The organism is Pseudolactococcus piscium, from assembly GCF_002441695.1.
GTDB classification, from domain to species: domain Bacteria; phylum Bacillota; class Bacilli; order Lactobacillales; family Streptococcaceae; genus Pseudolactococcus; species Pseudolactococcus piscium.
In genome coordinates, this window is the sequence record NZ_JXJW01000004.1 from 12641 (window position 1) to 25285 (window position 12645).

At 40.7% G+C, this 12645-nt stretch carries 11 protein-coding genes; 1 reads left to right on the top strand and 10 read right to left on the bottom strand.

Annotation, left to right across the window (positions count from 1 at the left end; genetic code table 11):
* Window positions 1-52: 52 nt before the first annotated feature.
* The 10 genes from infB to RU86_RS02840 all read right to left on the bottom strand — a co-directional run bounded on the left by infB (window position 53) and on the right by RU86_RS02840 (window position 11473).
* Window positions 53-2713: a translation initiation factor IF-2 gene (gene infB / locus RU86_RS02795; protein ID WP_096813959.1), complete on the bottom strand. Its 2661-nt coding sequence runs from the start codon at window positions 2711-2713 to the stop codon at window positions 53-55.
* A 22-nt stretch (window positions 2714-2735) separates the two neighbouring features.
* Window positions 2736-3053, bottom strand: a complete 318-nt coding sequence (locus tag RU86_RS02800) for a YlxQ-related RNA-binding protein (protein ID WP_047915891.1) — start codon at window positions 3051-3053, stop codon at window positions 2736-2738.
* A 9-nt stretch (window positions 3054-3062) separates the two neighbouring features.
* Window positions 3063-3389, bottom strand: coding sequence for an RNase P modulator RnpM (rnpM, locus tag RU86_RS02805; RefSeq protein ID WP_096813960.1), 327 nt, complete (start codon window positions 3387-3389; stop codon window positions 3063-3065).
* Between the two features lie 27 nt (window positions 3390-3416).
* A complete protein-coding gene (nusA, locus tag RU86_RS02810; protein ID WP_096813961.1) occupies window positions 3417-4514 on the bottom strand; it encodes a transcription termination factor NusA in 1098 nt (365 codons plus the stop codon).
* Window positions 4515-4558: 44 nt separating this feature from the next.
* A complete protein-coding gene (rimP, locus tag RU86_RS02815; protein WP_096813962.1) occupies window positions 4559-5032 on the bottom strand; it encodes a ribosome maturation factor RimP in 474 nt (157 codons plus the stop codon).
* Between the two features lie 314 nt (window positions 5033-5346).
* Window positions 5347-6591: a GDSL-type esterase/lipase family protein gene (locus RU86_RS02820; protein WP_096813963.1), complete on the bottom strand. Its 1245-nt coding sequence runs from the start codon at window positions 6589-6591 to the stop codon at window positions 5347-5349.
* Between the two features lie 35 nt (window positions 6592-6626).
* Complete coding sequence (locus tag RU86_RS02825) at window positions 6627-7721, bottom strand: DUF871 domain-containing protein (RefSeq protein WP_096813964.1); 1095 nt, start codon at window positions 7719-7721, stop codon at window positions 6627-6629.
* A gap of 70 nt (window positions 7722-7791) precedes the next feature.
* Entirely contained in the window at window positions 7792-9168 is a 1377-nt protein-coding gene (locus RU86_RS02830; RefSeq protein ID WP_096813965.1) for a PTS sugar transporter subunit IIC, read from the bottom strand.
* Between the two features lies 1 nt (window position 9169).
* A complete protein-coding gene (locus RU86_RS02835; protein WP_179296185.1) occupies window positions 9170-10090 on the bottom strand; it encodes an ROK family protein in 921 nt (306 codons plus the stop codon).
* A gap of 9 nt (window positions 10091-10099) precedes the next feature.
* Window positions 10100-11473, bottom strand: coding sequence for a glycoside hydrolase family 1 protein (locus RU86_RS02840; RefSeq protein WP_096813967.1), 1374 nt, complete (start codon window positions 11471-11473; stop codon window positions 10100-10102).
* 176 nt (window positions 11474-11649) lie between these two features.
* Between RU86_RS02840 and RU86_RS02845 the strand changes: the two genes are divergently transcribed.
* Window positions 11650-12606 carry a calcium/sodium antiporter gene (locus tag RU86_RS02845; RefSeq protein WP_096813968.1) on the top strand — a complete coding sequence of 319 codons (957 nt, stop codon included), beginning with the start codon at window positions 11650-11652 and terminating at the stop codon, window positions 12604-12606.
* The last annotated feature ends 39 nt before the right edge of the window (window positions 12607-12645 follow it).

The window sequence follows — 12645 nt, forward strand, 5'->3', positions numbered from 1 at the left end:
AAACACCTGATTGCTCAAGCATTTCTTCTTATACGTCAGTTCAGCAAACGGTTTAACGTTTAATTTCAACCATTTCGTAGACTTCAAAGGTATCATCAACTTCAATTTCGTTGTAGCCGTCGATCATGAGACCACCCTCATTACCTTTTCTGACTTCTTTGACATCATCTTTAAAGTGTTTAAGTGATGATAAGCTACCGTCGGCAATCACAATACCACCTCGGATAACACGAACACTTGCATCACGTTTAACAGATCCTGATAAGACCATGAAACCAGCAATCGTACCAACTTTTGAAACTGTAAAGGTTTCGCGAACAACTGCTTCGCCGATAACTTTTTCCTCAAATTCAGGATCAAGCATCCCCTTCATAGCTGTCTCAACTTCTTCAAGCACTTTATAGATAATGCTGTTCAGACGAATTTCAACGTCATCATTTTCAGCTTGCAGGCGAGCAAGCGGAGTCGGACGGACATTAAATCCGATGATGACCGCATTAGCTGCTTCGGCTAAAGAGACATCTGATTCATTAATGGCACCAACAGCGCTATGGACGATATCAACTTTTACACCTTCAACATCAATTTTTTGTAATGATGCTGCAAGTGCTTCGGCTGACCCTTGTACGTCAGCTTTGATGATGACATTTACTGATTTGATTTGACCTTCTTTAAGCGTATCAAACAGATTCTCTAGGCTAACACGGTGTGTGCTGCTGCGTTGATTAAAGAGCGCACGTTTTGCACGTTCTTCACCAACTGAGCGAGCTGTCTTTTCATCTTCAAAGACGGCAAAGTGGTCACCTGCTTGTGGTACATCATTCAAACCTGTGATTTCAACTGGACTTGATGGTCCTGCTGTTTTTTCACGACGACCTAAATCAGTTACCATAGCACGTACACGGCCAAAAGTATTCCCAACAACGATTGGGTCTTGTTGATGAAGTGTGCCTTGTTGAACGAGTAAAGTCGCAATAGCTCCCTTACCTTTGTCCAGACGCGCTTCTACAACAGTACCGATTGCTTTTACAGTTGGGTCTGCTTTGAGCTCTTGGATTTCTGCAACTAAGAGAACTGTTTCTAAAAGTGAATCAATATTTGTATTGAATTTAGCTGAAATTTCAACAAACTCAGATTCTCCACCCCATGCTTGACTCATGATACCATGTTCTGATAACTCTTGAATCACACGTTGTGGGTTGGCACCTGGTTTATCAATTTTGTTGATGGCAACAATAATTGGGACACCAGCTGCTTTTGAGTGGTTGATTGCTTCGACTGTTTGTGGCATAACACCATCATCAGCTGCTACCACAAGAATCGTGATATCCGTTACAGATGCACCACGCGCACGCATGCTTGTAAAGGCTTCGTGTCCTGGTGTATCTAGGAAGGTAATTTTCTTACCCTTCTCATCGATTTGGTAGGCACCGATATGCTGTGTGATACCACCAGCTTCTCCACTCGTCACACGTGAATTACGTAGTGTATCAAGCAAGGTCGTTTTACCGTGGTCGACGTGACCCATGATTGTAACAACTGGTGGCCGTTCAATCAATTTGTCTTCGTTAAGATAGCCTTCTTCGATGAAGAGACGTTCGATATCTGTCTTATCTTCTTCAACTTTTTTCTCAGGTGTTACACCATAGTCTAGAAGCAAGAGTTCAATCGTATCCGCATCCAATGATTGGTTTTGTGTTGTCATGATACCCATCAAGAACAATTTTTTTACGAGTTCAGCAGGTTCACGTTTCAAACGTTTTGCCAAATCAGCAATTGTCATGCCTTCAGAATAAACAAGGCTTTCAGGTAATTCATGAAACTTACGTTGCACAACTGGTTGTGGTGCAACTTGCTGAGCACCACGTTTACCTTTACGTTTCTTGTTGCTGTTCCAGTTAGAGTTACGGGCATTACGGACTTGATTTCGGTTATCATTTACACGTAATGGACCACCTTGACGATTACCGCCCGCATTGTTTTGTCCTTGGCCTTGACCTTGTGCTTGTCCAGTACCAGCAGTGTTGCGATTTTTTTTATTTTTATTGCGATTTGCATTAGCATTCCCTTGACTTGCTGCTGAAGGTGCAATATCCGCAGCGCGTTGAATGACTTTGATGCCACCATTTTTAGGTTTAACATCTGCAGCACGTGTAATGACTTTGATACCACCATTAGCTGGTCGCTCAGGTTTTTTAGGCGTTTCCGCTTTCACTTCTGTCTTCGTTTCGACGGTCTTTTCCACCTTATTTTTTACTTGTTCATTTGTTGCGATTTCAGCTACGACTGGTGTCGCTTTAGCTTCTGTTGTTTTTGCGACTGGCGTTTCTTGTTTTACTGGGGCAACTGTTTTACCACCCACAGAAATCACACGAGCACTACCAATTTCTTTGTCTGATAACACTTTTTTACCGCCAACAACGATCGGGCGATTACCAGTTTCTGTTTCAGAAACAACTTTTTTACCGCCAACACTAATCACACGATTTTGACTAGCTGTTTCCTTTTTAGCATCTAGCACTGGTTTTGTTGTTGCTTTGTTATCAGTTGATCCAGAGTTAAGCGAACTTAAAAGTATTTTCGTTTGTTCTGCATCGATACTTGAGCTATGCGATTTGACTGGCAATCCAATTTTTTGTGCGTGATCCACAAGTTCTTTATTAGTAAGGCCACTCTCTTTAGCAATTTGGTTAATACGTTTTTTTTCAGACATAATGATGTCCTCCTCGTTTATCTTATTTCATAAGACTCTCCATTTTCTTGGCAAATCCTTTATCTTGAACAGCGATGACTTTCCGATCACTACCGATAGCGTGGGAAAGTTCTGCTGAAGAAAATATGTCTAGCATGGGAATTTCATAATAGGTTGTTTTATCAGTAATACGTTTAACAAGATTAGGTGCTGCATCATGTGCGACAAACACCAATCTTGCGCGTTCTGCTTGAATCGATTTGATGACAAGTTCTTCACCTGTCGCAATACGTCCAGCTTTTTTTGCCATTCCTAAGGAATTTGACAACTTTGTTTTATTTAGCTCTGTTATTTCAGTCATTTTTCAGCCTTAAATTTCTGGTGCGTCATCAATTGAATAGGTCACCGTTGCTAATTTTTCACGTTCGACCTGGTGGTCTACGTAAAGGATCAGCTCATCATAAAAATTATCTGCAATCGTTGTCTGAAATACGCGATCAAATACGCGCCTTTGTTTGGCTTGTAAGGCTTCATCATTTTTAATCGCGATATAAGCACCACGACCAGGTGCTTTACCTGTTGGATCAATGCTAATTTCACCGGCTTTATTGCAAACAATTCTTAATAACGCTTTTTTGGGAAATTGTGCATTCGATACGACAGATTTTCTTAAGGGTACTTTTTTAGTCTTAACCATCAACACTTACTCCTGTTAATCAGTTACTTAATCAAGCACGTCCTCTGAAAGTGTAGTTTCAAGTTCTTCAGCCACAACTTCTGACGCTTCTTGATCAAATTTCGTTTGTGATTTAATGTCAATCTTGTTGTTGGTCACATGAGCCGCTAGGCGAACATTTTGACCACGTTTACCGATAGCAAGTGAGAGCTGATCGTCTGGTACAACAACAACCGTTTCTCCAGTGATCTCATCAACGATAACATCATTGACCTGTGCTGGTTTCAAAGCATTCTTAATCATCGTTGCACGGTCATCATTCCATTCGATGATATCCATGTTTTCACCATGTAGCTCATCAACCAAGGTACGAATACGTGAACCACGAGGACCTACGATTGTACCGATGGCATCAACATTGGCATCATTTGATTTGACGATGACTTTAGCACGATCACCAGCTTCACGCGCAATGCTGACAATTTCAACTGTGCCATCATAAACTTCAGGAATCTCTTTTTCAAACATTCTTTTAAGGAGTTCAGGATGTGTCCGACTGACATAAACGATCGGGCCTTTTTTAGATTGTTCAACAGCAGAGACATAGACTTTGACTTTATCGCCAATTTGGTAACGTTCGCCAGGAATTTGATCACGTTTACCAAGCATACTATCCACTTTACCAAGGTTGATGAAAATCGCACGATCATCAACACGCTCTACCGTGCCTTGAATGATTTCATTTTCATAACGCTTAAACTCGTTATAAATGATCGTGTGTGATTCTTCACGCATCTTGTTCATGATAACTTGCTTGGCAGCATTTGCAGCCGTACGTGCAAAATCTTTCGGTTTTTCTTCGAACCGAATTTTGTCACCGATCTGATAATGTGCATTCAGTGCAAGTGCATCATCAAGACTCATCTCAAGACGGCTATCAAATACTTCATCTACGACTTCCCGAGTTGAATAAACGATAAAGTCACCCTTGGCATCATTATACTCAATCGTCACGTTTTGAGATTGATTGTATTGTTTTTTGTAAGCTGCAGTTAGGGCCTCAGCGATTGCGCCGATAACAACTTCAGGTGAAATCCCTTTTTCTTCCTCCAAAAGGGTGAATGCAGCTTGCATTTCCTTACTCATGTGCTTCCAACTTTCTTTTATTAGTTTAACGTCATACGTCGTGTTTAAAGTTTAACCTGTGTACGTGCTTTGGCAATGTTTGACAACTCGATGTCAACCGTCTTTTGACGTGTCTTATCAAGATAAGTCAGCGTAAGCATATCGTCATCGAAGGCAACGATATCCCCTACAAATTCTTTTTCTCCCGCAACTTTCTGATAAAGCTTAACAAAGACATAATCGCCAATGTGCTTGATGAAATCTGCTGCCTTTTTTAGTGGCCGTTCAGCACCAGGACTTGCAACTTCCAGCAAGTAATCTTCTGGAAATGGGTCAGGTGAGATTTTATCCAGTTCAGGACTGATAATCTCTGATAAATCTGCTGTATCTTGAAGCGTAATGCCATCCGGTTTATCAATCAGTACAGACAAGACATGGTCCGCCCCCATTTTCGACCATTCGACGTCAACTAACTCAAAAGGCTCTGGTAACTTGCCTGCAAGATGTTCTAGGACAATTTCTGTAATAGGTGTAGACATAAATTTCCTTTCTACATGAGCGATACGATAGGAGACAGCTAAAACCTGCTAAAGGTAAGCGGCAAGTTTGATCAACAAACTTGACCAATCGGCATACCTCCACTTTTTCTAGTGATATCCCATCCCTTAAATCGCTATTAATTCAAACAACAGGAGCGCCCAATGTGAGCGCTCCTTTCTTTGTTCTATAGTTCCATTATAGCATAACTTCAATAGAATGCAAGTTTTTACACCATCAGGCACGCTCACATAACACCATGCATCTATTTAGCAAGCAGTGTCGATGACACGCTTACTTACCTATGAAGCCGCATTTAAGCATTAAAGGCTGTCACATCGATCAAGCGACTCATGGCAAGGCCACCTTTTGGACTTGGGTGTAACTTATCACCAGAGTCATATAAGGGATTGGCTGTCGTGCGATTTGTTGGATCTGATAGCAGGGCGTCAAAATCATAGATGCCCGCAACCTCACGATTGTGACGGATCCACTCATTTATCTGCTTGCGAATCGCCTCTTTTTCTTCATTTTTAACAGCGACTGTGTAGCCGATAAATGGGCTAAGTGTTGCTAAAAAAACTCGGCAGTTGTGTTCTTTAGCTACCTTGATCAAATGCTGGTAACCTGTTACTAATTCGTCGAAGGTGGGTAACTCATCAATCGGAAATTGTGCCTCCGTACCCGGCTGGTGTAAATCATTTACACCTAGCGCAATCACGACAGCAATGACATGGCAATTAACCTCAAATACATCATGCATAAAACGTTCGACGCCTGCTAAGCCAAAAAACTGTGTCCATCTTGGTAAGTTAGCAAATCCCTTTAGCAAGCGATTACCAGATATGCCGGCATTGACTAGACTATACCCAGCACCAAGTTTATCTGAGACTTGTGCTTGCGTCGGCCCTACCCAATGGCCTTGTTCTGTTATTGAATCACCGAAGGCTACGATTGTCCCACCTGCTACTTTTGTGTGCACATCAACGCCTTGTAGGGTTAGGGTGAATCGCGTTTCACTCTCACTTAATGACTCGCCATATTTTACGGCATAAGGGTCATCTATCATCGTATCACTAAATACATCATCACAAATTAAGGGGGTTGTTTTTGTGAAATTCCCTTTGATAGACCGCTCAGCACACCTTGCAAAGGTATTACCAGAAATAGCTCGATTAACTTGTGGCTGGTCTGGATAATAGATACGCACATAAATAGCTGTACCAGCTGTCACAAGCAGCTCGATACTATCCGTCTTGACAAGCCCACGGGCATCAACAACAAAGGCTTCTGAGCCATTAACGGTTACTGGTTGAAACCCACTATCCTTGTCTAGAGAAACAGTGACGCTAGCAATAGATAGGGAGACCTCACTATAGTAATTTCCTAGTATCAGTGCTACCCGATCTCCTGTATTTTGAATCGGAATTTCATAGGCTACGGTGTGATCATTATCATTTACCGGAAAGAAGCCAATCCCTTTTTGAGCTTGACTCCAGGTGGTGACCCAATTCTCTCGTACCTTGCTAAATTTAGGATCTTGATTCGTCATTACCGTCATACTTACCTCGCTGTCTACTTTAATTTAACACTTTTTTAAAGAAACCGCAATGAAAAGCTTGTATACGGTTTCACAGCATCTAGAAAAATGAGATCTTCCTGACAAATACGGCCTACTTTGTTAACTCTCATATCTTTTGGTCGGTCTTTCAAAGCAATTTGCACCTCACCCTTGTATTGACCATAGGCCTCATTTAGAATCAAAACATCACCACGTTTAATTACTGACGCATCTTCTTTTTCAGGGATTGACCTTGTGTAATAAGTGAATCGTGGCATGGATGAGCGGATCATATACTCAGACCTATCACCGCGATAGGTATGTGCTGTTTCCTCGATGATTTCCTTTTCTAAATCAGTTAGAGTTGCTTCTGGATTGATAGATAAGGTAAGCACATCCGAATAAAACGCTTGACTCATTTTTTTAAGCTCATCTTCTGATGCATAAGCATTCCCTATGATAATATCATCAACGACATTTAGAAACTTCAAGTGTTTCACTTGATGCTCAATCGGTAGATGGCGATGGGCTTCTATCGTACAAAGGCCTTCGTGTAAAGACCAGGGACCTATTTCACCTACTTGCGACGTTACAAAAGCAGCTGTATGTAAATTTCGCTCAAGGAAACGGTTAGAACAATGAATAAAATAATCGACAGATAGGCCTGTAAAGGCTTGTGGAAAGAAATTATGACAACCAACTAATTGCTGCCGGTTAGGTTGATAGTCAAAAATACGGTCCAGATAATGATCATCATTACTCATATTAATTTCAATTTTCAAACCAAGATTGTTTTGTGTCATCTCAGCTTCTTCTTTACCTGTGAACCCCATATCTAGCCGAATGCCTTTAACACCCATATCTGCAAAGAACGACAATTCTTTTGGTGCTATGTCAAAGGCTTTTAAGGTATATGGATTGACATCAATAAAAGTAGCAAATCCTAGTTGATTGCCATAGGCGATGGTTTTCCATAATCTTTCAACCAGTGGGCCAACATTTTTAGCCTTAAATAAGAGTAAATTCATGAAGATTCTAGAAAATCCGTATTTTTTTGCTACCGTCAAATACGCTTTATCCGCTTGATAGTCGCTTTTTTCAGGGTACAAGCTAATGCCTAGTGCGTTCATTGGTTCTCCTATTTTTTTCTTAAAGTAACTCAGCAATTGCTTGCTGAGTTACTTTTCTATAGTTGACTTGTTATTCAGTCACTAAACGATCTGACGCTTCTGTGGCCAATATAGCTTCTTCTGCTACTGCCTTTTTATCTGCTACCTTAAAGAATGGATACCAGATAATCACACTGATTGTTAGACAAACCACACCTATCAGCAAGAGCTTAAATCCACCTCGGAAAAACATGGTAATCAAGGATGGTGTTGTCCATGGAAAAGCGATGGTTGGATTATAGTTACCAAGATCAACTAGCTTAGCCATTCCCCAAGCTGATAGCCCCATAACCAATGGCCCAATAGCCATTGGGATGAAGAAAATCGGGTTTAATATAATCGGCATCCCAAATATCAATGGCTCATTGATATTAAATAGAGAAGGGACAGATGTTAGTTTCAACATTTCTTTATACCGTTCTGATTTAGCACGTAACATGGAAATGACCAAGCCTAAGGTCGCCCCTTGCCCACCAAAACCAGTGCCACATGCCATCCCTACGATTGAAAACATCAAATAAGGAATTGGTTTTCCAGACGTGTAAGCCACGATATTCGCAGTTGCATTAGCAATAACGATAGGTGTGACCACACTATAGACAACTTGTGGATGTATACCGAAATACCAGAATAGATTCGCTAATGAGAGAATCAAAATAAGTGAGAGTGGTGAGCCGACAATATTTTGCAATGGTGTTTGAATCACGCCAGTGATGAAGGCAAAAATATTACCATGACCAGATAAATACGGGGCAAACTTAAAGATCAGGCGGAGCACAAACATCAAGATCATAATTGCGCCGGAAATGAAGGTCGGGCTGAGTGATTCAGCCACATTTGGTGGCACACTCTCAGGTAGTGTGATAACAAAATGTTTATCATTCAAGAAAATATACAAGCGCGCTACGATATAACCGATAATAATCGCAACCAGAATCCCTGAGGCACCAATATAGTCAGTAGAAAAAGCGTTCAAATCTGCTACAGCTTGTACTGTCCCCTTAGCAGGGAGTTGTGCGCCTACACCAGTAACAGTATACAAAGCATATTGTTGCGGAATCATAATCATAAAACTGGATAACGATAATAAACCAGCAACGAGTGGATTATATTTTGTTGCGTTTATTTTCACATAACAATAGGCAAATGTAAAGGCTAAGAATAAGCCTAAGGCATTAATTGTTGCATTTTGAACAGCGACAAAATCAGCATATATCCCAACTGACTTAATCCATGTCTGCCATGCATTTATTGGAAAGAAACCAATTATCATTAAAACAGAAGCCCCTAATGTTAAGGGTGTCATCCTAATAAACGCATCTGTTAATGACTTGAAAAAAGGACTCTTATTCATGTACATCGCTATTGGTCCAAAAACTGTGTCAATAAACTTTTCCATATTTCCCATGTTAAACGTCTCCTTTAATTACCTGAGATACTGCACCAATAATGCCTGCGGTATTTCCTAAAGCACAAGACTTTATTTTTGGAAATCCGATAGCCGACATATCTGAATATCTCACCAGTAATTGCTTAATTGCTGTTTTAATACCAGTCATAATCGTCGTATTTTCACTAATACCACCACCAATGATAATTAATTCAGGATCGATGGACACACTGATATTCACTAACAGCACCGCTGTATTTTGATAAAACTCTGCTAAACTTTCTTGCGCTTCAACTTGGCCTGCTGCTGCTAAATCAAGAATGACCTTGATATCACGTTCCCAGTCTGTAAATTTTCGCTTGCCCAATTTCGCGTTATAAATACGACAAAGTCCGGCAACTGCACCACAATAAAAGCTGGCTGACTCGTAGCCAATAGGCTCTGTTTTGCCAACACCCATCAAGGTCATACCGAATTCACCGGCTGCCCCAGATCTACCTTTGATGAGCTGACCATTGATAAATATCGCACCACCAACGCCAGTGCCTAGAGGCAAGCAAACAAAGTTATCATAATTTTTACCCGCGCCTATCCACTTTTCCGCATAGGCAACTGCATTGGCATCATTTACGAGTTGCACTTGCGTCTGTGTTTCTGCAGAAAGCACCCCACTGACATCATACTTGTATAAATCTTGAATCGCGCCTGACGTTACCAGTCTATTTTCTTGATTGATCACACCTGGAATGCTAATCCCAACTTTATCAATACCGTAGTCCTGCTTCAACTGCCTAATCAGATTGGCTAGATCATCAAGCACACGCTTAGGCTTCGTTCGATCGGTCGGACACTTATCTGAAAATAAAACGGCACCAGTATCAGTCACAATACCATATTTGATGAAAGAACCGCCGATATCTATTCCTGCGTATTTTGTCAAACCACTCACCTACTCATCTAGACCATTATTTTTAATCACAGTTTGGAACCAGAAGAAGCTATCTTTTTTATGACGGCTAAGGTCTTTCAAGTCAAAATCATCTCGGTTGACATAGACAAAACCATACCTTTTTCTAAAGCCTTCATGTGTACTAATCAAGTCAATCGCACTCCATGGACAATACCCTAGGAATTCAACCCCATCTTCGATAGATAAGCGCATTTGTTCGATATGCGCAGCTAAATACGCAATCCGATAGTCATCATGGATTTTACCATCTTCAGTCATGGTATCTTCTTGACCAAGACCGTTTTCTGTGATCAATAACGGCAAACGGTATCGGTCATATATTTGATTGGCAGTTACGCGTAAACCAGTTGGATCAATCGGCCAGTTTGCAAATTCAGTTGTCTTCAAATGCTCATTTTTTTCAGATTTGAAGAAGCCTGCTATTGAGAAACCAGATTGTTGGTCTTTACTTTGTTCACTCCCAGTTGCTGCTGGAGCTGAAACTGTCATTGAATTATAGTAGTTAAACGCAATGAAGTCAGCTGTATTTTCTTTCATAACAAGTCGGTCTGCTTCTGTGATCACAGGGACCGCATCGATTGCTTTCAAAATACGCATTGCCATGTGGTTATACACCCCATATACTGCTGCATCTAAGAACAACCAGTTCCTAAAGGCACTCATGTATTCTGCTGCCAACATATCCTCAGGTTTTTCTGTTTTTGGATAGACACAAGCGATATTTGGCGCTGGTCCGATTTTTCTGCCATAGTTACCTTCATGATAGACTTTCATCGCTTTAGCTTGGGCAACTAACATATGGTGGTTACCTTGGAAGATAGACCGCCAACTTGCCTTACCACCATCCAACACTCTACCTGCAAAAACAAGCATATTTTGCTCATTAATTGTTTGCCAATAGGTCACACGGTCACCATAGCGATCAAACAATAACTTACAGTAATCAACAAAAGCATCGATTGTGTCACGATTTCCCCAACCACCTTTTTCATGAAGCGAAGCAGGTAAATCGAAATGGAAAACCGTTGGAATGGGTTGAATATCATTGGCAATCAAGTCATTTATTAAGTCATCATAAAACTTAAGACCCGCTTCATTTACTTTGCCATAAGGTAAGACTCTCGTCCAGGCGATTGAAAAACGATAGGCTTTTAAGCCCAATTCTTTAAACAGTTGAATATCTTCTTTGTATCGATTATAGTGGTCTACTGATACTTTGAAATCCGTTGTATTCGGAAACGGCTCTCTGATATCTTGAACTGATGGTTCTTTACCATCCTGGTCCCAGCCACCCTCAACTTGGTAGGCACTTGTTGATGCACCCCACAAAAAATCTTTTGGAAATGTTTTCATATGCGTTCCTCTCTCTACTTCTATATACTAGTTTAGCAATAAAAACGCTTACATTATATTATAATTAAAAGGTTTATACTATATTTTAAAGATAAATGAGCTAAATTCAGTCAATTTACAGTAGTCTATGACAGACACGATTTTGACATTTTGGCATAACATGTTAGTATGGAAGTATGCTTATAAAAACAATACTTGTCTTATTTGGTTTTATATTGATTATCATCGGTGCAGATTTACTTGTTGATGGTGCAAGAAATATTGCCAAAAAATATCGCATACCAGATGTCGTGATTGGGTTGACCATCGTCTCACTTGGTACGTCCTTCCCAGAAATCATGATCACCATATCATCAGCCAAAAATGACTATCATGATTTGATTTTCGGCAATGCCTTGGGCTCAAATATTGTTAATTTAGCACTCATTTTGGGCATCATTGCCTTGATAAAGCCTGTTCATTTAGATCGTGATACAAAAAATGTCCATCTGCCACTTGCCGTCATGGCGACAGCAGTACTTGCCTTTATGGGTAATGGGTTAATAGGTGGACATCTCGTTATATCAAGGCTTGAAGGCTGGCTCTTAATTGCCATGAGTGTTATCTATTTCATCGTGCCTGCCTACAAATCGCTACACCGTATCCAGTTATCCAAACAGCATGCGCACCCTACTGCTGATCATATTTCTGTAACAAAGTCAGTTATCTATATTGTTCTAGGCTTTATCGCCCTCAAATTTGGTGCTGACTTTGCAGTCGATAATGCAAAAATCATCGGTGAAAGTATTGGTATACCAGAAAGTATCATCGGCTTAACGATTGTAGGTATGGGAACCGCCTTGCCTGAACTAATCACTTCTATTACAGCAACCCTTAAAGGCACTGAAGGACTTGCCATCGGTAACTTGATCGGGTCATGCATCCTAAATCTCTTTTTGATCATCGGTCTAGGCGCTGTTATCAATCCGCTAGATTACCTGCCTATTTTTAATCTAGAACTTGTCTTCCTATTCGGTCTCACCTTCCTAGTCTGGGTGTTCTCTTACATCGGAAAACGCAATACCCTTTCCCGAGTAGAAGGTAGTATCTTGATCGCCTGTTTCGTAGGGTATATGGTTATCTTATTAGGCTGATAATATCGGTTGATCTAGCAACTAGTTACTCCATATAAA